The 21,270-nt window shown below is 67.1% G+C and carries 20 protein-coding genes; 8 read left to right on the forward strand and 12 right to left on the reverse strand.

Going from position 1 to position 21,270, the window contains the following annotated elements; all coding sequences use genetic code 11:
• Positions 1 to 23: 23 nt before the first annotated feature.
• The 7 genes from cobA to RZN05_RS02150 form a co-directional block, all read right to left on the reverse strand.
• Positions 24 to 794, reverse strand: a complete 771-nt coding sequence (gene cobA / locus RZN05_RS02120; RefSeq protein WP_317224973.1) for a uroporphyrinogen-III C-methyltransferase — start codon at positions 792 to 794, stop codon at positions 24 to 26.
• Entirely contained in the window at positions 787 to 3,423 is a 2,637-nt protein-coding gene (locus RZN05_RS02125; protein ID WP_317224974.1) for a molybdopterin-dependent oxidoreductase, read from the reverse strand. The genes cobA and RZN05_RS02125 overlap by 8 nt, the downstream gene beginning before the upstream one ends.
• A 61-nt stretch (positions 3,424 to 3,484) precedes the next feature.
• Positions 3,485 to 3,823 (reverse strand): nitrite reductase small subunit NirD, encoded by a 339-nt coding sequence (gene nirD, locus RZN05_RS02130; RefSeq protein ID WP_317224975.1) that lies wholly within the window; start codon positions 3,821 to 3,823, stop codon positions 3,485 to 3,487.
• Positions 3,820 to 6,285 (reverse strand): nitrite reductase large subunit NirB, encoded by a 2,466-nt coding sequence (nirB, locus tag RZN05_RS02135; RefSeq protein ID WP_317224976.1) that lies wholly within the window; start codon positions 6,283 to 6,285, stop codon positions 3,820 to 3,822. Before nirB ends, nirD begins: the two co-directional genes overlap by 4 nt.
• A 37-nt stretch (positions 6,286 to 6,322) precedes the next feature.
• Positions 6,323 to 7,573 (reverse strand): nitrate/nitrite transporter, encoded by a 1,251-nt coding sequence (locus tag RZN05_RS02140; RefSeq protein ID WP_317227544.1) that lies wholly within the window; start codon positions 7,571 to 7,573, stop codon positions 6,323 to 6,325.
• Between the two features lie 236 nt (positions 7,574 to 7,809).
• Positions 7,810 to 9,018, reverse strand: coding sequence for a CmpA/NrtA family ABC transporter substrate-binding protein (locus tag RZN05_RS02145; protein WP_317224978.1), 1,209 nt, complete (start codon positions 9,016 to 9,018; stop codon positions 7,810 to 7,812).
• The gene (locus tag RZN05_RS02150) at positions 9,015 to 9,596 is read right to left on the reverse strand and encodes an ANTAR domain-containing response regulator (protein ID WP_317224979.1); all 582 of its coding nucleotides are present in this window, start codon (positions 9,594 to 9,596) and stop codon (positions 9,015 to 9,017) included. Before RZN05_RS02150 ends, RZN05_RS02145 begins: the two co-directional genes overlap by 4 nt.
• On the opposite strand from RZN05_RS02150, the gene RZN05_RS02155 reads away from it, so the two are divergent.
• On the forward strand, positions 9,589 to 10,008 hold the full coding sequence (locus tag RZN05_RS02155) for a DUF6771 family protein (RefSeq protein WP_317224980.1): 420 nt from the start codon (positions 9,589 to 9,591) through the stop codon (positions 10,006 to 10,008). The genes RZN05_RS02150 and RZN05_RS02155 overlap by 8 nt on opposite strands.
• Before the next feature lie 19 nt (positions 10,009 to 10,027).
• Here the strand turns inward: RZN05_RS02155 and RZN05_RS02160 are convergent, their stop codons facing one another.
• From RZN05_RS02160 to RZN05_RS02175, 4 genes are all read right to left on the reverse strand, one after another.
• Entirely contained in the window at positions 10,028 to 10,723 is a 696-nt protein-coding gene (locus tag RZN05_RS02160; protein ID WP_317224981.1) for a gluconate 2-dehydrogenase subunit 3 family protein, read from the reverse strand.
• Complete coding sequence (locus RZN05_RS02165) at positions 10,720 to 12,426, reverse strand: GMC family oxidoreductase (protein WP_317224982.1); 1,707 nt, start codon at positions 12,424 to 12,426, stop codon at positions 10,720 to 10,722. The genes RZN05_RS02160 and RZN05_RS02165 overlap by 4 nt, the downstream gene beginning before the upstream one ends.
• Entirely contained in the window at positions 12,423 to 13,163 is a 741-nt protein-coding gene (locus tag RZN05_RS02170; protein ID WP_317224983.1) for a 3-keto-disaccharide hydrolase, read from the reverse strand. Before RZN05_RS02170 ends, RZN05_RS02165 begins: the two co-directional genes overlap by 4 nt.
• A gap of 384 nt (positions 13,164 to 13,547) precedes the next feature.
• Positions 13,548 to 14,267: an EAL domain-containing protein gene (locus RZN05_RS02175; RefSeq protein ID WP_317224985.1), complete on the reverse strand. Its 720-nt coding sequence runs from the start codon at positions 14,265 to 14,267 to the stop codon at positions 13,548 to 13,550.
• A 353-nt stretch (positions 14,268 to 14,620) separates the two neighbouring features.
• Between RZN05_RS02175 and RZN05_RS02180 the strand changes: the two genes are divergently transcribed.
• From RZN05_RS02180 to mnhG, 7 genes are all read left to right on the forward strand, one after another.
• Positions 14,621 to 15,031 carry an endonuclease domain-containing protein gene (locus RZN05_RS02180; RefSeq protein WP_317224986.1) on the forward strand — a complete coding sequence of 137 codons (411 nt, stop codon included), beginning with the start codon at positions 14,621 to 14,623 and terminating at the stop codon, positions 15,029 to 15,031.
• A gap of 228 nt (positions 15,032 to 15,259) precedes the next feature.
• On the forward strand, positions 15,260 to 17,989 hold the full coding sequence (gene mbhE / locus RZN05_RS02185) for a hydrogen gas-evolving membrane-bound hydrogenase subunit E (protein WP_317224987.1): 2,730 nt from the start codon (positions 15,260 to 15,262) through the stop codon (positions 17,987 to 17,989).
• Complete coding sequence (locus tag RZN05_RS02190; protein ID WP_317224988.1) at positions 17,986 to 18,366, forward strand: sodium:proton antiporter; 381 nt, start codon at positions 17,986 to 17,988, stop codon at positions 18,364 to 18,366. The genes mbhE and RZN05_RS02190 overlap by 4 nt, the downstream gene beginning before the upstream one ends.
• Positions 18,359 to 19,828, forward strand: coding sequence for a proton-conducting transporter transmembrane domain-containing protein (locus tag RZN05_RS02195; protein ID WP_317224989.1), 1,470 nt, complete (start codon positions 18,359 to 18,361; stop codon positions 19,826 to 19,828). Before RZN05_RS02190 ends, RZN05_RS02195 begins: the two co-directional genes overlap by 8 nt.
• The gene (locus RZN05_RS02200; protein ID WP_317224990.1) at positions 19,774 to 20,160 is read left to right on the forward strand and encodes a Na+/H+ antiporter subunit E; all 387 of its coding nucleotides are present in this window, start codon (positions 19,774 to 19,776) and stop codon (positions 20,158 to 20,160) included. The genes RZN05_RS02195 and RZN05_RS02200 overlap by 55 nt, the downstream gene beginning before the upstream one ends.
• Entirely contained in the window at positions 20,157 to 20,432 is a 276-nt protein-coding gene (locus RZN05_RS02205) for a monovalent cation/H+ antiporter complex subunit F (RefSeq protein ID WP_317224991.1), read from the forward strand. Before RZN05_RS02200 ends, RZN05_RS02205 begins: the two co-directional genes overlap by 4 nt.
• The gene (gene mnhG, locus RZN05_RS02210; protein WP_317224992.1) at positions 20,429 to 20,770 is read left to right on the forward strand and encodes a monovalent cation/H(+) antiporter subunit G; all 342 of its coding nucleotides are present in this window, start codon (positions 20,429 to 20,431) and stop codon (positions 20,768 to 20,770) included. Before RZN05_RS02205 ends, mnhG begins: the two co-directional genes overlap by 4 nt.
• Here the strand turns inward: mnhG and RZN05_RS02215 are convergent.
• The gene (locus RZN05_RS02215) at positions 20,767 to 21,210 is read right to left on the reverse strand and encodes a hypothetical protein (RefSeq protein ID WP_317224993.1); all 444 of its coding nucleotides are present in this window, start codon (positions 21,208 to 21,210) and stop codon (positions 20,767 to 20,769) included. The two genes, mnhG and RZN05_RS02215, sit on opposite strands and share 4 nt — an antisense overlap.
• Positions 21,211 to 21,270 lie beyond the last annotated feature (60 nt).

Raw genomic sequence — 21,270 nt, forward strand, 5'->3', positions numbered from 1 at the left:
GCGCATGCGAACCGGTATGTGCGTCATGGCAGATGCTCCGCCAGCGTGGCGGCAGCCCGCGCGCCGTTGCTCGCCACTGCCTCGCCGACCAGCAGGAGGGTCGGCTTGTCCTCGGTGACGGCACCCACCGCGATCGGCAGCAGGTCGAGCCGGGTATGGAGCAACCGTTCGCCGGGCAGGCTGATGTCGCAGGCGATCAGCACCGGCGTCGCGCCGCTCAACCCTGCCGCGATCAACTGACGGCTGATCTCCCCCGCGGCACCACGGCCCATATAGAAGGCAGTGGTTGCGGTGGGATCGGCGAGCGTGGCCCAGTCTAGCGCCAGCTTCTCGCCGTTGCGCAGATGGGCGGTGACGAACTGGAGCCGTCGCGCCAGGCCACGCAGCGAAAGCGAGATGCCGGCCGAAGCCGCTGCCGCGCTGGCGGCAGTGATGCCGGGACAGATACGCGTGCGGATGCCGGCCGCAGACAGCGCGCCGATCTCTTCGGTCGAGCGGCCGAAGATCGAGGGATCGCCGCCCTTCAGCCGTACGATGCGTTCGCCGTTCAGCGCGGCCTCGACGAGCAGCACGTTGATGGCGCTCTGGTCCTTCGAATGCCGGCCCGATCGCTTGCCCACGGGCACGAGGCGCACCTGTTCGGGGATCAGCGCCAGCACGCCCGGCCCGACCAATGCATCGTAGAAGACGATGCTCGCAGTCCGCAGCAGTCGCTCGGCCTTGCGGGTGAGCAGATCGGGATCACCCGGTCCGGCACCGACCAGCCAGACGTCGCCGGGAAGAAACTCATCCATTGGCGGCACTCCTGTTTTCTTCGAGGATCCGGCGGATCGACGGTCGGCACGAGCCGCAATTGGTGCCTGCCGAAAGCGCGGCGCCCACAGCTTCGACGGTGGCGAGCCGCTGGCTGGCGATTGCTGCAACGATGGTCTTGAGACCGACATCGAAGCACAGGCAGATAGTCGGTCCGCGATCTTCGCGTGCCCCCGGCGGCGCGCCAGCGAGCAGCGCGGTGCTGGCGGCCTGGCCGAGTTGCTCGACCAGCCAGCCGCGGGTGGGGAGCATGCCGCGTTCGGTGCGGAACAAAGCGGCGGCTAGCCGGCCTTCGCGCATCACGGCGATCCGGTGCGAGCCGCGTGCGCGGTCGAAGCTTTCGATCCGTTGGCCGCGCGGGAGCTTCGCTTCGATCTCCCGCGCATCGCCGTCACCCGCCAGTTCGAATAGCGTGCCGCCGGGCACGGTGACGCGGGTGGCCCACAGGCAATCGGGGCGCTCTATCGCTTCGGTTGTGATCAGGAAGCCCCGCCAGGCGGGTGCGACTGCTTCGATCTTCGCGGGGGTCGACTTGAACCCTGGCTGGCCCGAATGGGGATCGACGAGCGGGCGGGGGAGCAGCCCGGTGCGGCCGCCGGTCGACTGGCGGTCGGTCCAGTGGATCGGCGTGAAGATCTCGCCGCGGCGCTGGCCGGCGCTGGACTCGACGCGGAACAGGCTCTCCCCCTGCGGCGTCGAGACGCGGGCGAGGCCGCCATCGGCCAGGCCATAGGCGACCGCGTCTTCGGGATGGACCTCGACCAGGGGCTCCTCGCGGTGGCGCGAGAGCTTGGGGCTGAGGCCGGTGCGCGTCATCGTGTGCCACTGGTCGCGGTAGCGCCCGGTGTTGAGCGTCAGGGGCCAGTTGGCGAGCGGCGCGGGCAGCGGCATCTGCGTTACCGGCACCAGCCGCGCGCGGCCATCGGGGGTGGGGAAGCGGCCATCGGCAAAGGCGTCGCCGCCCCAGCGGAAGGGGGGCATCGCGTCATAATCGGCATTGCCGATCGCGACCTTGTCGCCCAGGTCGAACAGGCGCGCGCCATCGTTCTGATAGGTGGAGAGGCGGGCATGCTCGCGGAAAATGTCGGCGGGGCGGGCATAAGCGAAGGCGCCGGGCCAGCCCATGCGGCGGCCGACTTCCTTGACGATCCACCAGTCCGGCCGTGCCTCGCCGGGCGCTTCGAACAGGGCGCGCTGGCGGCTGACGCGGCGCTCCGAATTGGTGACCGTGCCGTCCTTCTCGCCCCAGCCGGTGGCGGGCAGGCGGACATGCGCGAAGGGCGTGCAATCGGTCTCGGCGATCACGTCGGAGATCGCGACGAACGGGCAGCGCGCCAGCGCCTCGCGCACCGCACCGGCATCGGGCATTGAGACGGCGGGGTTGGTCGCCATGATCCATAGCGCCTTGATCCGCCCCTCGCCCATCGCGCGGAACAGGTCGACTGCCTTGAGGCCGGGCTTGGGCGCGATCGTGGGCGAGGCCCAGAATCGCTGGACGCGCGCGCGGCTCTCCGGCGCGAAGTCCATGTGCGAGGCAAGGCTGGAAGCAAGACCACCGACTTCGCGCCCGCCCATCGCATTGGGCTGGCCGGTGATCGAGAAGGGCGCCGCGCCCGGCTTGCCGATCCGGCCGGTGGCGAGGTGGAGGTTGAGGATCGCATTGACCTGGTCGGTGCCGCGGATCGATTGGTTGATGCCCTGGCTGAACAGCGTGATCGTGCGCGGATGTGCGGCGAACAGCTCGTAGAAGCGCCTGAGGTCGGCGGCCGGCACTTCGCATGTCCGTGCCACCGACCACAGGTCGCTCCCCTCTCCAACCTGGTCCCAGAAATTCTCGGGCATGCTGACGCTGCGGGCGAGATAGTCCAGGTCGATCAGCCCGGCTTCGCGGCAATGGGTCAGCAGCCCGTTCATCAGCGCGACGTCGCTGCCCGGCCGGATCGCGAGATGCAGATCGGCGCCTTCGCACGTCTCGGTGCGGCGCGGATCGATCACCACCAGCTTCGCCCCGGCATCGCAGCGTGCGCGGATGCGCTGATAGACGATCGGGTGACACCAGGCGGTGTTCGACCCGACCAGGATGATCAGGTCCGCGGCGTCGAGATCGTCATAGCTCGCCGGCACGACATCCTCGCCGAATGCGCGGAGCTGGCCGGCGACGGCGCTCGACATGCAGAGCCGCGAATTGGTGTCGATATTCCCCGAGCCGATGAAGCCCTTCATCAACTTGTTGGCGACGTAATAGTCCTCGGTGAGCAGCTGGCCCGAGACGTAGAAGGCGACGCTGTCCGGCCCGTGCTCGGCGATCGCCTGCTTGAAGCGCTTCGCGACCAAGTCGAGCGCCTTGTCCCAGCTCGCCCGGCGCTTGCCGATCATCGGATGGAGCAGGCGGCCTTCCAGGCCCACCGTCTCGCCGAGATGCGTGCCCTTGGAGCAGAGCCGGCCGCGATTGGCAGGATGCTCGGCGTCGCCCTTGATCTCGACCGCGCGCACGCCGGTGCGCGTCGCGACGATCCCGCAGCCAACGCCGCAATAGGCGCAGGTGGTGCGGACGGAAGCCCTCTCCCCTCCGGGGAGAGGGTTGGGAGAGGGGAAGTGCGGCGCATTCACGGCTTTTGCCCCTCTCCCCGACCCTCTCCCCGGAGGGGAGAGGGAGAAAGAAGCGTCTCTCTCACGCCGCCGCCTTCAGCGTGCTCGCTCGGCAGATCAGCACGCGGCCGCCGCTGATCTTGGCCGGGATCACCGGGGTGCAGCCCTTGTCCTCGCCCTTCGCCTGGCCGGTCGCCAGCGCGATGTTCCAATTGTGCAGCGGGCAGGCGACGCTGTGGCCATGGACCAGCCCCGCGCTGAGCGGGCCGCCCTTGTGCGGGCAGCGATTGACCAGCGCGAACACCTTGTCGTCGCCTGTGCGGAACACGGCGATCTCCTCGCCGCCCTCGACCGGGACGGTGCGGCTGCCGCGCACCGGGATCTCCTGCAGCCAGCCGATGTCGAGCCACTCGCCGATCATGCGAGTTCCTCCGTGCGGATGGGGGTGAAGGCGGCCATGTGCGCGTGCTGCTCGCGGGCGTCGCCGGCGACGCGCTCGGCCCAGGGATCGTCCTGGCTGAAGGTCTGGGAATACCAGAAGCGCGCCGCGAGAGTGTCTCGGGCGACTTCGTCCTCGACGATGCGGTCCTTCAGATACTGCAAACCCACGCGCTCGATCCACGGCGCGGTGCGCTCGAGATAGCGGGCTTCCTCGCGGTAGAGCTGCACGAAGGCGGCGGCATAGTGCATCGCTTCGTCTTCGGTCGCGACCTTCACGAGCAGGTCGGTCGCGCGGACATGGATGCCGCCATTGCCGCCGACATGGAGCTCGTAGCCCGAATCCACGCAGACCACGCCGAAGTCCTTGATCGTCGCCTCGGCGCAGTTCCGCGGGCAGCCCGAGACGGCCATCTTGAACTTGTGCGGCATCCACGAGCCCCAGAAGCCGCGTTCCAGCTTCACGCCGAGACCGGTGGAGTCCTGGGTGCCGAAGCGGCACCATTCGGAGCCCACGCACGTCTTCACCGTACGCAGCGCCTTTCCGTACGCGTGGCCCGAGACCATCCCCGCGGCATTGAGATCGGCCCAGACGGCGGGCAGGTCCTCCTTCCGGATCCCGAAAATGTCGAGCCGCTGGCCGCCGGTGACCTTCACCATCGGCGCGTCGTACTTCTCGACGACATCGGCGATCGCGCGCAGCTCCCTGGGGCTGGTGATGCCGCCCCACATGCGCGGGACGACCGAATAGGTGCCGTCCTTCTGGATGTTGGCGTGCATGCGCTCGTTGACGAAGCGGCTCTGCTGGTCATCCTGATAGTCGCCGGGCAGCGCGCAGAGCAGGTAATAGTTTAGCGCCGGCCGGCAGCTCGAACAGCCATCGGGCGTGGACCAGTGCAGCTTCTGCATCACCTCGGGGATCGAGCGCATGCCCTGCACGACGATCTCGCGGCGGACATCGTCATGGCCGAAGCTGGTGCACTTGCACATCGTCTTGGGACCCGACTGGACCGCATCGCCGAGCGTGACCGCGAGCAGCGTCTCGACCAGCCCGGTGCACGAGCCGCAGCTCGCCGAGGCCTTGCAGCCGGTGCGGACGGCATCGAGGCTGGCCGCGCCCTTTGCGATGCAGGCGACGACCTCGCCCTTGGACACGCCGTTGCAGCCGCAGATCTCGGCATCGTCCGAGAGCGCCGCAACGGCCGCCTTAGGGTCCGCTTGCCCCCCTCCCTGGGCGAAGGCCTGGCCGAAGATCAGCAGGTCGCGGAGATCGGAGATGTCCTCCTGCTTCTTCAAGAGGTCGAAATACCAGCTGCCATCGGCGGTATCGCCGTAGAGGACCGCACCGACGATGCGGTCGTCCTTCACCACCACGCGCTTGTAGATGCCGCGGCTGGCATCGCGCAGCACGATGTCCTCGGCGCCGTCGCCACCGGAGAAGTCACCCGCCGAGAACAGGTCGATGCCCGAGACCTTGAGCTTGGTCGAAGTGACCGAGCCGCGATAGCCGGTGGGCGCCTCGACCAGCCCGTCGGCGAGCGCCCGGCACATCTCCCAGAGCGGTGCGACCAGGCCGTAGACATTGCCGTCATGCTCGACGCATTCGCCGACCGCGAGCACATCGGGATCGCTGGTGATCATATGATCGTCGACGTGGATGCCGCGGCCGACCGCCAGCCCGGCCTCGCGCGCGAGCGCGGTCGAGGGGCGGATGCCCACCGCCATCACCACCAGGCTCGCCGGGATCACGCGTCCGTCCTTGAGCTTCACGCCCTCGACATGATCGGTGCCCAGGATCTCGGCGGTGTCGGCGCCGGTCAGGATCGTCTGGCCGCGCGATTCGAGCTCGGACTTGAGCAGCCAGCCCGCCGCCTCGTCGAGCTGGCGCTCCATCAGCGTTGGCATCAGATGCAGCACGGTGACCTTCATGCCGCGCAGGGTGAGGCCATGCGCCGCCTCGAGGCCGAGCAGGCCGCCGCCGATCACCACGGCATCGCCACCCTTGTCGGCCGCCTCCAGCATCGCATCGACATCCTTCATGTCGCGGAAGCTGATCACGCCGGGCAGGTCCTTGCCCGGCACCGGGATGATGAAGGGATCCGAGCCGGTGGCGATCAGCAGCTTGTCATAGCGCACGGTGCGCCCGCTGGCGGCCGTGACGGTCTGCGCCGCGCGGTCGATCCCGGTGACGCTGTCGCCGGGGACCAGCTCGATGCCGTTGCCGTCATACCAGTCGCGCGGGTTGATCACGATCTCGTCGAAGGTCTTCTCACCGGCGAGCACGGGCGAGAGCATGATCCGGTTGTAGTTTACGTGCGGCTCGGCGCCGAAGATCGTCACCCGGTAGCGGTTCGGATCGCGCGCGAGCAGTTCCTCTACGGCGCGGCAGCCGGCCATGCCGTTGCCGATAACCACCAGATGCGGTCGGTTGATGTGGTGCGTCATGGCTGAAGCCTTGTCGAGGGAAAGGGGAGGGCGCGCATCAGATCCGCACGCCCTGGGCGGCGGCGCCCCAGCGCGTGCGCCAGCTGGCCTTGACCAAGCTGAGCGCGGTGAGCGCCACCAGGGCGAGCAGCGCGAAGATCAGGAAGCCAGGGCCGAAGCTGCCGGTCACCTGCCGTGCCAGGCCGAGCGAGGAGGCGAGGTAGAAGCCGCCTACGCCGCCCGCCATGCCGACCAGGCCGGTCAGGATGCCGATCTCCTTGCCGAAGCGCTGCGGCACCAGCTGGAACACCGCGCCATTGCCGGTGCCGAGCGCGAGCATCGCGATGACGAACAGGGTGAGCGCGATGCCCAAGCTGGCGGGCGAGGTGCTGACGCCGAGCAGGGCGAGCGCCGCGACCACGTACACCGCGGTGAGCGCCGCGACGCCGCCTACCCGGTCGGCCAGCGCGCCGCCGAGCGGGCGGACCAGCGATCCGGCGAACACGCAGGCCGCGGTGCAATAGCCGGCGGTGATCGTGCTCAGCGCGAACTGGTCGGTGAAATAGATGGTCAGCGACGAGGCGAGGCCCGAGAAGCCGCCGAAGGTGACGCCGTAGAAAAGCATGAGCCACCAGGCGTCCGCAGTCTTGAGCGGCTCGAGATAGGCGGCAAGCGGCTTGGGTGCGGGCTGGTTCGGCGCGTCCTTGGCCAGCACTATGTAGACGACCAGCACGATCGCCAGCGGGATGCAGGCGAGGCCGAGCACGGCGTTCCAGCCGAATGTCTTGGCCAGCATCGGCGCGAAGAGCGCGGCGAGCACGGTGCCGGAATTGCCCATGCCGGCGATGCCCATCGCCTTGCCCTGATGCTCGGGCGGATACCAGCGGCTGGCAAGCGGCAGCGCGACTGCGAAACTGGCGCCGGCAAACCCGAGCACCCCGCCCAGGGCTAGCGTGCCGGCGAAGCTGTGCACGCCCATCCGCCAGGCAACGAACAGGCCAGCGATCACGATGACCTGGCCGATCACGCCGGTGCGCTTCGGGCCGATCCGGTCGGCAAGCAGACCGACGAGCAGCCGCAGCACTGCGCCGGCGAGGGTGGGCGTCGCCACCATCAGGCCCTTCTGCGCCGGGCTCAGCCCGATATCCCGGGCAATCTCCGGGGCGAGCGGCCCGAGCAGCACCCAGACCATGAAGGCCAGGTCGAAATAGAGAAAGGCGGCGATCAGAGTCGGCGTGTGGCCGCTGCTCCAGAAGGCCGATTTGGGGGGTGGGGTCGGGAAGGGTTCGACCTCGGCGCCCCCGCCCATCGCATCATAGCCTTCGCGCAACAACTCGGCGATTTTCATCTCGCGGGCTCCCCCGTGCCGCAGGCACGAAAAAAGCCGCTGTCGATCTCCCGCGAGGCGGGGATCGGACAGCGGCTTTGCTGAATTCCGGTGAAGCTCCGAGCCCACGCTGGCCCGGATCTTCGATAAGGCCACCCGTTCATTCGGGCGACGATCAAAGCTGACCTATCAGCGCTTTCTTCGCAAGTGCAAAAATTTCAATTTTGCTTCAGGGTACGCAAATACCCCGGAATATCCTGCGGATCGAAAGGCTTGCCGTCAAAGAACTGATCGGGCGAGAGCGTCAGGCTCCCCTGATGTGATGCGGCTGCGAGCGGAATGGCGAGCGCGCCTTCGACTTTCGAACTCGCCCCAGGCAGTGCGACTCCGCTCCCGGCCAGCGCGCGGCGATACAGGTCGGACCGGAACACGCCCGCCGAGGCTGCCTGCGCTTCGGGGCTTGGCTCGACCATGTCCCAGCGGAGGAACTGCGAGTAGATCCACAGTGCCTGACTGCGCCATGGGAAGTTCGCCGCGCCGCCGTGAAAGACCAGGAACTCGGGCACTGCGACGGGCTCACCCTCTTGTACCAGCGATATGCGCCCGGCGAGCGCCTGACGGAGCAGGTCGGCGGGTTGGCCGACATAATCGGGGCGGGCGAGCAGCGCGGCGAGGTCCGCGTGGTTGGCGGGATCATCGCACCACGCGGCAGCACGGTCGAGCGCGCGCAGCAGTTGATCGAGCGTATCCGGATTGCTCTCCGCCCAATCGGTCCGGGTGGCGAGGACCTTTTCCACGCCGCGCCGCCAGATATTCACGCCCACCGCGGCGATCTCGCCGATCCCTTCCGCTACCGCGACGCTGCTCCACGGCTCGCCGGCGATGAAGCCGTCGATCTCGCCCAGCCGCAGCGCCTGGGTCATCAGCGAGGGCGGCAGCACGCGCAGGCTCACGTCGCGGTCCGGGTTCACCCCGGCATAGCCCAGCCAGTAACGCAGCATCAGCGCGTGGCTCGAATAGCGATGGACGATGCCGAGCACCGGCTTGCGGCGATGCAGCCCGATCGCGGCGGCGAAATCATGCGCGGTCGCTTCCGGATCGGCGATGCGCCGGCGCAGATCGGGGTCGAGCGCTGCGGCAAGCTCGCGCGATAGCGTCAGCGCGTTGCCATTGTCGTTGAGCTTGAACGGCGCGGCAATCGCACAGGGCGCCTGGCTCAGCCCCAGCGTGACCGCGACGGCGAGCGGCGCGAGCATGTGCGCCGCCTGAACCTGGCCATAGACCAGCCGGTCGCGCACCGTCGCCCAGCTGGTGTCGCGGATCAGCGACAGCGCGATCCCTTCGGCCTCGGCGAAGCCCCGCTCGCGCGCGGCAATAAGCGGCGCCGCGTCGGTAAGCGGTAGAAAGGCGATCGAAAGCGGCGTCATCGCCCGTCTCCCAGCAGGTCAGCGGCAGTAATCAGGGCGTCGGCGACTTCGGCGATGCGCCGGCCCTGCCGCATCGCGGTGGTGCGCAGCAGTGCATAGGCCTCGGGCTCGCTGAGGCCGCGGCTCTGCATCAGGATCGCCTTGGCGCGGTCCACCGTCTTTCGCTCGGCAAGCTCGGTGCGCGCGGCGTCCAGTTCGCCCTGGAGCTTGGAGAACGCGTTGAACCGCCGGATCGCCAGTTCGAGGACGGGCTTCACCCGGTCCTTGCGCAACCCATCGACGACATAGGCGGAGACGCCGGCATCGATCGCGGCGCCGATCATGCTCTCGTCCGACTGATCGACGAACATCGCGATCGGCCGTGCCAGTGCCCGGCTCACCGCCAGCATTTCCTCGAGCGAATCGCGATTGGCGTTACCGAGGTTCATCAGCACCACATCGGGTGCCATTCGTTCCAGCCGTGCGACAAAGGCGCCATGCGGCGGCACGACGTCGATTTCCTCGAAGCCGGCCTCGCGCAATCCCTCCTCCAGGATCGTGGCGCGCAACCCGCTGTCGTCGATAATGGCAATGCGCAACGCCGGTCCCCAAGCCTATGCGCGCGAGGCTACCGGCGACACCGCGTACGTCAACGCCGCGCGGGAACATGGCTGCCATCGAAGCCGCGCACCTCACGCGCGACGATTGCCTGGGCAAGGCCGGGACGGTCCGCGCTTTCAGCGAGAGTTGGGCGATCCACGCAATCCCCACGTCGATGTTCTCATCATGTTCCAAATTCGCTATACCGGGTGGATGGAACGAGTCGCAACGTCATCGGCGCTAACCGCCGCTATCCTCGCCGCCCCTGGCTGGGCAAAGATCGGCCTGGCGTCCCGCAATGGGCGCATGCGCGAGCGCGCAGCGCAGGAATTGGCCGAGACGGTTCTAGATCGTCTGCAAAGCGATTTCGCGCAGGAAGCGCACCCGGATCAAATTCCGTTGGCGCTGTGATGCCGTCGGGATCCGCCGCTCAATCCGTCGGCAGGCCCAATTCGCGAAGAACCCCCGCATAATGCGCCAGCGCCTCCGGCGTCGGGCCGGGATACTCCCCCGGGGTCGGCTGGTCGCCGATATATCCCATATCGGCCTTGCCTTCTTCGAGGCTGTAATAGCCCAGCACGAAAAGATAGCGCAGGCCGTCCATGAACGCGACCGGCTTCGCCAACCGCGCATCGGGGGTCTCGACGGTGAGCGCGTCGAGCAGCGCAGCGCGATGAGACGCCGTGATCGCGGTAAATTCCGCCTGGTGCAGCGCCCGGCTCTGCGCATCGAGCCAGATCAGCCCGCCGAGCAGCAGTTCGCGGTCCCGCCGCTGCACCGGATAGGGTGCGCTGATCCACTCGTCGACAAACCCGCCGACACCCAATGCGCCCGCACCCGGCGACTTGCCATCGGCGGGCAGGATCATGTCGCCGAGCATATCGACCGTTGCACGCTGTGCCGTGCTCAACGTCAGCGGCCAGGTCACTTTGGGCTCCATGAGGTTCGGATCGCGCCCATAGCCTTGCGCTGGCGGGGGCGGGGGCAGCGTGGGGGGCCATGCCACCACCTCGAACGGCGCAGGGGTACCCGGGCCTGCGGCCAGTGCAGGTGACGTCCAGCGGGCGAGCGGCAGTGCCGCCGCGGCCATCACCCACTGCAATGTCTGGCGGCGTGAGGGTGTCATGCGAGAGCTCCGGATTTCAGGCGGGCAGCGAGCCGCTCGGACGCGCGTAGCGCCAAGGCCAGGATCGTGAGGGTAGGGTTCTTGTGAGCGCCCGAGGCGAAGATCGCGCCATCCATCAGGAACAGGTTCTTGACGTCCCAGGCCTGACCATAGCTGTCGACCACCGAAGACCGCGGATCGGCGCCCATCCGCGCGGTGCCGAGCTCATGGATGATCTCGCCACCAGCAGTGATGAGCTTTTCGGGCGGCAGCTCGGGACTGAGGATCGTGGCGTTCATCCGCTTGAACACGGCATGCGCGATGCGCTGCCCATGCGCGACCTGGTTGAGTTCGTGCTGCGACCAGCGGAACGAGAAGCGCAGCACGGGAATGCCGAAGCGATCCTTTACGCCTTGGTCGATCTCGCAGAAGGTGTCCTTGTTGGGGATCATCTCGCCGCGCAATGTCATGCCGATCGTCGCCCCGGAGGCGGCGCGGACGGCTTTCTTCAGCCCCGCGCCCCAGACCCGCGGCAGCGTCGCGGCCGGCGGGATGCCGAAGCGGCCGCCGATCTCGAAGTGATAGCCGCGCGCGAAATCCAGTTCGCCGCGCTTCTGTTCCCCGTACAACCAAAACGGAATGTAGACGTGCTGCCCGCCGATCCCGTCCTCGTTGTAGCGCGGACGATCGGCGAGTGCGGGGACGAACGCCCGGAACGACGCGCCGGTCGAATCGGTGAGATTGCGCCCGAGCTCGCCCGAAGCGTTGGCGAGCCCGGCGGGGCTCTCGCCGGAATTGAGCAGCAGTCGCGTCGTCTCGAGGGTCCCCGCCGCCAGGACGACCGCCCGGGCCTCGACCTTGTGCCGCGCGCCGGTCTTTCGATCGACATATTCGACCCCGGCGGCGCGATCCTTGCCGGCCATCACCACCTTCGAGACCATTGCGTCGGTGACCACCGTCAGCCTGCCGGTGGCCTTCGCGATCGGCAGGAACGACGTGGTTGTCTGGAAAAACGCGCCGATCGTGCACCCGCGGGTGCAGGGCGTCGCATTGAAGCAGGCGCTGCGCGGCGCGACGTCGTGGGGCATGTCGCGCGTGAGTACCGCGGTATGCGCGGCCCGCACCGGGATTCCCATGCTTTCGCACGTCGCCTTGAGCAGCATCTCGGGGACACGGGGCTTGGGCGGCGGCATCAGACAGTTCGCCGGCGAATCCGGATGGTTCTCCAGCTCGAGACGGCCGCCATTCACGCCGATCATTCGCTCCACGCGGTCGTAGAAGGGCGCGACGTCGTCATAGCCGATCGGCCAATCCACGCCCAGCCCGTCGCGCGAGAACGGCTTGAAATCGTACGGACCCCAACGCGGCGCATGGCGGCCCCAGTGGTTGGTCCGCCCGCCGAGCATGCGGGGGCGGTACCAGCGGAAGTCGCTGCCCTCGCGCATGGTGTAGGGCTCGCCGTCCACTTCCCATCCACCGCCCACGGTCGCGTCGAAATAGCCGAACGGCTTGTCGGGGGTTGCCGCGCCGCGCAGGGGCGCAGCGCTCTCGGGCGCCATCATGTTGACTTCGGACTGGGGATCATAGTCGCGTCCCGCCTCCAGTATCAGGCAGCGCAGGCCCGCCTGAGTGAGGCTGAAGGCGGCCATGCCGCCGGCGGCACCCGAGCCGACGATGATGACATCGACGGTCGTCGTCGCCGGATCGAACGTATCGAGCGTCACTGCGCTGCCTCGCCGAGCCTGCGGATCTTGATGTTGCGGAAAGCGACCGGATTGCCGTGATCCTGCAACGCCAGCACGCCGCTCGGGAAGGTGCCGAACAGGGGCATCGAGGCGAATTTCGATGCCGCCACGCGCTTGCGCCAGCTATCGTCGCCGAAAGAGACGTCGGCCGTCAGCGTGCCGTTCAGCCACTGGCGAATGCGGCCCTTGTCGACGCGCAAGCGCGCGTGATTCCAGCTCCCGGCGGGACGTGCCGCGCCCGATGGCGGCACCGTCATGTCGTAGAGTGCGCCGGCGCGGTGCGAGGGGATCTTGCCGTCGCTATGGCCATCATTGTCGAGAACCTGCATCTCGATCCCGGTTTCGTAGATATTCCTGGTCCCAGGGGCATTGCGTGCGAGATAGAACACACCGCTATTGCCGCCGCGCTCGACCTTCCAATCGAGGGTCAGTTCGAAGGCGCCGTAGCTGTCGACGGTAACCAGGTCGCCGCCATCCATCTTCCCACTCGTCGTGGTGAGCACGAGCGTGCCATCGCGCACCGACCAATCGGGGGATGCCGCGCTGCCGTCGAAGGAGTGCCAGCCACGCAAGTCGCGGCCGTTGAAGAGCAACCGCCAACCCTGGGCGCGTTCGCTGGCGGTGAGTGTGTTGTGGGCGGGTTGCTTCTGGCCGGCGATAGCCGGCGTAACGGTCAATGCCAGGAGACACAGGCCACCGATCAATTCTCTACGCATCAACTCTCTCTCCATCCGTCGCCTGGTCTTGCGGAGGCGATCTTTCGAAACGGCTGCCCGGCACGACGTTGCGACAACGACCGCGATGAGCCGGTTGTCGCAACTCGGAAGAGCAGGTTTGGAAACTAGCCGCAAGCGTGGATAAAGAAAATTGATTTCATATATCGGCCATCCGCATGCCCTTGGCGGTGCCTTGCCCGCTACCGGCTGCTTAGCCCTGGTAGCAGGCGGGCAAGATTTTCCCGGCCCTCGTTCGCGAGTGCCTCTCGTCCCGCCCCGGACTATCGAGTTCGATATCGACCGAAGCGGGTGGCACTCGGCGGCTGCCCGCGGCGCGGGCACCGCGACTCTCCGGGCGCTCCCGCGTGCCGGCACTTCTCCGTGTCAGGCGCGATGCCGAAGCAAGTCGTCCGGGGTCTCCAGGCTGATGGGCGGCAGCGCCTCGAATGCCGGCTTGGCGAAATAGAAGCCCTGAATATAGCGTACACCGATCGTGCTCAGCGCTTCCAGTTCGGCTCGCGTCTCGATACCCTCGGCAATCACCGTGACGCCGAGCGCGTCGCACATCTTCACGACGCCATCGACGATCATCCGGCGCGGCAAGCTCGCGTCCAGCCCGCGGATCAGTTCCATGTCGAGCTTGATGATGTCGGGTTGGAACCTGGCGAGCAGGTTGAGACCGGCATGGCCGGCGCCGAAATCGTCGAGCGCCGTGCCGAAGCCCATCTTCTGATAGGTAGCGATAATGTTCGATACGTGGTCGGGGTCTCGCATCTCCTCATTCTCGGTGAACTCGAAGATCAGGCGCTCGGTTGGAAAGCCGGTAGCCTTTGCGGTCTTGAGCGTCAGCTGAATGCATGCGGCAGGTGAGTAGACGGCGTTCGGCAGGAAGTTGATCGACAGCCGCGCACCGGACTGGACCACCCCGGCCCGCGCGGCAGTTTCGATTGCCTTGACGCGGCATTGCTGGTCGAAGGCGTAGCGATTCTCCTGGGTCACGCGGGCCAGGACGCTGGCGGCGCTCTCCCCGGACGGACCACGGACGAGCGCTTCGTAGGCAAAGGCGCGACCCTCCACGATGTCGACGATGGGTTGGAAGGCCATCGAAAAGGAGAAATCCAAACCGTTGCCGTCACGGCATCCGGCGCATGGCTGGGCAGGCGAGCGGGAAGGGGTAAGCGGAACCATGCCGCAATAAGTAGCTGAAACGGATTAAGATTTCTTGTTTGCGGTTCGAGGATTTTTGAATTGCAATTGGGATTGTCGGCTTCCGACGTCCTCGGCTCTGTCGGGGGCTGCACTGGCGGGGTTCTAGTCCGTAGATTCGTGAAGCGACCGGTCAGCTATCGCCCAGTAGCGGACGGTCCAAAGGCGCCGCGACTTTCTCATCCCCCTCCCTGAAAGGGAGGGGTTAGGGGTGGGTTGGCGAGCGAAGCGAGCCATCCTACGCTGGCCCGATGCGCCATCGCATCGATCCGGAGCTGACCGCCCGAGCGCGCGAATTGCGAAACAATCCGACGCCCGCCGAAGCGGCGATCTGGCGGCTGCTTTCCAGGCATCGCCCGGCCTTCACGCGAGAACGCGTGATCGCTCCCTTCATCATCGATCTGACGTGCCGTCAGGCGAAACTGGGCATCGAATTCGACGGTAGCCAGCATCTTCAGGCGATCGAACCCGACGAGCGTCGCTCGGCATACCTCAGCAGGCGAGGTTGGCATATCATCCGCCTGTGGAACTCGGACGCGCTCTGTAACCCGGAAGGTGCCGCCCAGCACATTCTGCTGGAAGCCGCCGAGTGCCTCGGCGGCACCCACCCCCAACCCCTCCCTTCCAGGGAGGGGAGGGAAAGACGGCTACGTTCCCGCTAGAACGGCAGCTAACCACCAATCTCCGACCTTCCACCCAAGCGCCGAAAGCGGTCGTATATGGATTGAGCGCCTTCGTGGGGGCTGAACGCTGGAATAAGCCTTTTGCGTCAGTTCGCGCGAATGATCGCGGACGCCTCGGTAACGCGGTACGCGACCTGAAGCATGAAACTCCGCGCGGAGCGACAGCCGACTGCATCCGATCGGGACCTGAGGCATTAGAACAGATGGATGTTCTGGATTCTCATAGCCTCGCTCGCCGGCGCGTGCGTCACGCCGTTGATCGCACGGGTCATGGGGCGCGGGGCGGGGCTGGTCGTCGCGTTGCTGCCGCTCGGGCTGCTGGCCGCCTTCGTTTCGATGGCGCCCGTCGTCGAGCGGGGCTGGGTTCGGGGCCAGGGCATAGCCTGGGCGCCGAAGCTCTGGCTCGATTTCACGTTACGCCTCGATGGCTTCTCCTTCCTGTTCTGCCTGCTGGTGACCGGAATCGGTTCGCTCGTGATCATTTATGCCGGCGGCTACCTCACCGAGCGTCCAAAGGCCGAACGCAGCCGGTTCTTCACGCTTATCCTGCTGTTCCTCACCGCCATGCTCGGGACCGTACTGGCGGAAAACCTGCTGGTGCTCGTGCTGTTCTGGGAGGCGACGAGCATCCTTTCCTTCCTGCTCGTCGGGTTCGACAGCCGCAGTGCCCGCTCGCGCCGCGCGGCGCTGATGGCGCTGCAGGTCACGGCATTCGGCGGCCTCGCGCTGCTTGCCGCGGTCCTGATGATCGGGCACGAACTCGGCACCTATTCGATGGCGAAGGCGGTCGAGCAGGCCGACACGCTGGCGGCAAGCCCGTGGGGCAGCCCGATCGTGGCGTGTATCCTGATCGCCGCGTTCACCAAATCGGCGCAGTTCCCCTTCCACTTCTGGCTGCCCAACGCAATGCAGGCGCCGACGCCGGCTTCCGCCTATCTCCATTCTGCCACGATGGTGAAGCTGGGGGTCTATCTGCTTGCCCGCTTCGAGCCGGTGTTCGCCGCGACGAGCTGGGGCCGCACCGTCGTGGTCACCGTCGCATGCCTGACGATGTTGTTGGCAGCTTTCCAGGCATTGCGCGCGGAAAACTTCAAGTCGGCGCTGGCCTATTCCACGATCGCCTCGCTCGGCATCCTGGTGCTGCTGGTCGGGTTGGACGGACCAGCGGCCACGGTCGCCATGGTCGGATTTCTCATGGCGCATGCGCTGTACAAGGCGGCACTGTTCTTCTGCGCGGGCTCGGTGCTGCATGCGACCGGACTGTACAGCCTGCGATCGATGGGTGGTCTGGCGAGATTCCTGCCGCTTACGGCGCTCGCCTGCGTCGGGGCGAGCCTGTCGATGGCCGGCATTCCGCCCTTTATCGGCTTCATCTCCAAGGAATTCCTGTTCGAAGCCCAGCTGGAGAGCAGCTGGGAGCTGGTGCCGCTGGCAATCGCCGTCATCGTCAACGCCGCGATGGTCGGCGTGGCGGGGGTAGTGACGCTGCGCCCCTTCTTCCTCGGGCGGGGCAAGGTGCAGGAGGTCAGGCACGGCGAGAGCTTTTCGCTGGTGGCGCCGCCGCTGCTGCTGGCGGTAACCGGGCTCGTCATCAGCCTGGAACCCGGCTGGATCACGCGGGTGGCGCTCCGCCCGGCGGTCGCCGCGGTATATGGCCGCGCGGTCGAGGTCGACATCGCCGTGTGGCATGGCGTGACGCCGATGCTGATGCTCAGCGTCGTGGTGGTGGGCATCGGCGCGCTGATCGTCCGCTTCTGGCGGCCGATCCACATTCGGCTGCGCAGCCGGCAATGGCCGGAAACCTTCGCAGTCGAGCGGCTCTGGGAACGCAGCCTGCGCAGGCTGATCTATGGATCGCGCGCGATCACTGCCTGGGTGCAGCATGGCGACCTGCGCCGCTATCTGCTGGTCGTGACGCTCGGCGTGATCGCGCTGATCCTCTGGTCGGTCCTTGCCGCCGGGGCGTTCCCGCGGCTTCCCGCGATCGGCGACATTCGGCCGGCGGCGGCGATCGTGGCGCTGATCGGGCTCGCTGGCGCGATAGCCGCAGCACGCGCGACTTCGCTGCTGGCCGCGATGATCGCCACCGGCCTGACGGGCTTCTGCGTGGCGATTACCTTCCTGATGAACGGCGCGCCCGATCTCGCGCTCACCCAGTTCTCGGTCGAGGCGTTGATCGTCGTGCTGCTGACCGCGCTCCTGCTTGCGGTGCCGCTGGCGTCTCCGGCGACGCGTTCTCCGGCCATGCGCCGTAGCGACGCCATCGTTGCCGCCTGCCTCGGCCTCCTGCTGTTCGCCGGCATGCTCGACATGATCGCGAACGAGCATGCTTCGATCGCCAGCGCCTTTTACGGGCGGATGAGCTATGTTGCCGCGCACGGACACAATGTCGTCAACGTGATCCTGGTCGACTTCCGCGGTTTCGACACGCTGGGCGAGACAATGGTGATCGCCATGGCGGCGGTGCTTGCCCGCGCCCTGATGCCCCGCCGCAGCGGCACGGGTGCGACGGGAGGGGCGCAACCGGTGCATTTCTCGCTCCAGATTGCGGGCCGGCCGCTCGGCTGGCTGCTCCTGTTCGCCTCGCTCGTCATTCTGTGGCGCGGTCACGACCAGCCCGGGGGGGGCTTTATCGGCGGGCTGGTCGCCGCGCTGTCGTTTGCGCTTCTCTCGCTCGCTTATGGCGTCGATCGATCGGAACGCGCGCTGCGTGCAAGGCCGCTGACCCTTGTCGCGGGCGGCATGCTCCTCACGTTGGCCAGCGGCTTGCCCGGCATGCTGGCCGGCGGGTCGTTCCTCGAGCAGCTATGGTGGCAGCCGGGCGGCTGGCTGCCCAAGCTCGGCACCACGCTGATATTCGACATCGGCGTATATCTGGTCGTTCTCGGCGCCATTCTCACCTTCCTCTTCGGCCTGCAGCGGGAGGCGGCACGATGATGATCCTTTATGCCCTGGCAGGTGCCGGCATCATGGCCAGCGCGCTGTTCATGGTCCTGTCGCGCAATCTCGTTCGGATGCTGCTCGGCCTGTCGCTGCTCGCCACCGGCACCAATCTGCTGCTGTTCCTGGCGGGCCGCGTCCGCAGCGAGCAGCCGCCGATCATCGCGGAAGGCGCGAAGACCTTGGGCGAGGCGGCCGATCCGCTCTCCCAGGCGCTCATCCTGACCGCCATCGTCATCGGCTTCGCGCTCACCGTGGTGCTTGCGATCCTGGTGCTGCGGACCTGGCGGACGGCATCCACCGTCGATGCGCGCAACGTCGACGCCGCCGAAACGCTGGGGCCGCCGAAGTCGCGGGATCCGATCGATGTTTGATGCCGGGCTCGTCGTCGCGCCGGTGCTGCTGCCGTTCCTCGGCGCGGCGATCGCGCTGAGCCTGCGTGCGCGGCCAGCCGCGGCGACGGCATGCGGACTCGCAACGGTTTCTCTTCTGGCGGTGCTTTCGACGCTGCTGTTCCTGCAGGCGCAGGCCCGCCCGGGGGCCATCCGCAACGTGTTCGGCGGATGGCCTCAGGGCATCGGCATCAGCTTTTCGGCATCGATGCCCGGCGTCGCCTTCGTGCTGGTCACGGCGCTGGTGACGCTTGCGGTGTCGATCTACGCGCTGGCCGACATCGGCCCGCGCCGTCGCCGCGCGGGCTATGACGCGATGATGCTGGCGATGGTCGGCGCGGTGAACGGCGCCTTCCTGACCGACGACCTGTTCAATCTCTATGTGTGGTTCGAACTCGCCTTGATCGCCGCGCTGGGACTGTTGACGCTGGACCGCCGCGCGCCGCAGATCGATGCCGCCATCCGCTACGCCGCCTTCGCGATGCTCGCCGCGACGCTGATCCTGGTCGGCGTCGGTATGGTCTATGGAATCACCGGCACGCTGCACATCGGCAGCGCTGCGAAGGTCCTGGCAAACCAGCCGCCCGGCTTTGCCACGGCGCTTGCGGCCGCGCTTCTGCTGGGGGGATTCGCGCTCAAGTCCGGGCTGGCGCCCTTCCATCTCTGGCTGCCGACATCCTATCATACCGCGCCCATATCGGCGCTCGCGGCGTTTGCCGGGCTGCTCACCAAGATGGGCTTCTTCGCGCTGTTGCTGATCTTCGCCGGGATGTTCGGGGTGGGCCGCGGGGCGCCGGGGGCGGCGCAGCTGGTGCCGCTGTTCGGCGCGATCGCGGCGATGACCATGTTGCTGTGCGTTGCGGGCGCTCTTGCACAGACCGACATGCGCCGGCTGCTCGCCTATCATGTCATCGCCCAGGTCGGATACATGATGGCCGGGCTTGCACTCGCCACCCGCGAAGGCGTGGCGGCGTCGGTGTTCTACATGTTCCACTCCATCATCGTGCAAGCGAACCTTTTCCTCGGCGCCGGCCTGATCCGCCACGCCACCGGCAGCTGGGACCTCACCCGCACCGGGAGCATGGTGCGACGCGAGCCGCAGTTCGCGATCCTGTTCGCCGTGCCGGTGCTGTCGCTTGCCGGGATCCCACCCTTTTCGGGGTTCTGGGCGAAGCTGATTGTTATTCGTGAGAGCCTGGCAGGCGGCAGCGCCTGGCTGGGCGGGGTTGCGCTCCTGGCGGGGTTCATGACGATATTGTCGATGGCGAGCTTCTGGTCGGACGCTTGCTGGAAGAGCGCCCCCGGGGCCGTGCGCCGCATACCGCGATCGGGACTCGTGGCGATGGGGTTGCTGTCTAGCGCGACCGTCGCGATCGGGCTCGCCCCACAATGGCTGTGGGGCATTGCCCTGCAATCGGCCCAGAGCCTGGAGGCCGGGTTGTGAACCTATACCGCCGCCTGCGCGCCGTAATCGTGCTCATCGGCGTGTTCCTGTGGGATTTGGTTGCCGCCTCCGTCAGCGTCGCGCGAATCGTCTTGTCCCCCCGGATCCGCACCTGCCCCGCGATCGTGATCGTCCCGGTCGGGTTGAAACGGCCCTGGGCCGTCGCGCTCTTCGCCTATTTCACGTCGCTGACGCCCGGCTCGACCTGCCTGCATGTCTCCGAGGACCGCACACGCCTGTACATCCACGTCCTCGACGCGCCGGACGCGCAGCGTGCGGCCACCCGTTTCAAGCGACTGTACGAACGCTGGATCGCGGAGCTGGAGGCATGAACTTGATGGCGATGTTGACCCCGGCCCTCTCGCTCGCGCTCGTCGCCGCTTTGTGCCTCGCCGGCTGGCGAATGATCCGTGGCCCGAGCTTTGTCGACCGGTTCATTGCCATCGACATGCTGACAGCCATCGCCGTGGGTTTCGCCGCGCTCACCACCGTGGCGACCGGCAGAGGAGTCTTTCTCGACATTGCCTTGGGTCTAGCCCTGATAAACTTCGTCGCGACCGCGGCCTTTTCGGTATTCCTCGAAAGAAAGCGGAGAGATCGATGATCGTGATCGCCATGCTGCTGCTAACGCTGGGCGCGGGCTTCCTGCTGATCGCCGCGATCGGCGTGATCCGGCTGCCCGATCCGTTGCAGCGGATGCACAGCGCCACCAAGGCCGGCACGCTGGGGACCGCGCTGATGCTGGGCGGCGTGATGCTGTCCGGCGTCGTCGAGATCGGCTGGACCGGGCTGCTTGCGATGGTATTCCTGCTGCTCACGCTGCCCGTCGGCGCGCAATTGCTAGGGCGCGCCGCCTACGTTTCCGGTGCGCCGCTGGAAGGGCTGGAAAGCGATCCGCTGGAGGGCGAACTGGAACGCGCGAAGCCGCCGATCGAAGCCTAGCTCGGCATGGATCTAAGTCCGGTCGGCTGGGCCCGCGCGACGGGTCGGCCGTGGGTAACCTGCGCGCGGATCGCAGTGAAAATCGCGCGCACCTCTTCGGATATCTCCGGGCCTCCGATAAAGTCGTCGATGAGCGCTATCAAATCGGCGATGGCTCGACTGCTCGCCGCGTCGGCGGCCGCATCGTCGTCGCCAAACCATTGATCGACCGTCAGTCGAAGCCGATCGAGCAACACCAGCATCGACCCGGCTTCCTGATCGTCATCCACGCCACTTCGCGCCTGATCGCTGAGCGCCTCCAGGCGATCAGCACGTCGTTTCAGGCGAGCGCGCAAGGTCGCATCGCTCGCGATCTCGGCGCTTGAACGATGTACAACCGCAGCATCTTTCAATGCGTCCGACAGCGCGGTAAGCGCGCCACGGTCTTCCAAAGTCAGCAACTCGCGCCTCCGTCGCATCGCCTTCGACCAACTGCGGAAGCTTTCTTCCGTTCCGCGAGA

This window comes from Sphingomonas sp. HF-S4 (genome assembly GCF_032911445.1).
Classification (GTDB): Bacteria; Pseudomonadota; Alphaproteobacteria; order Sphingomonadales; family Sphingomonadaceae; genus Sphingomonas; species Sphingomonas agrestis.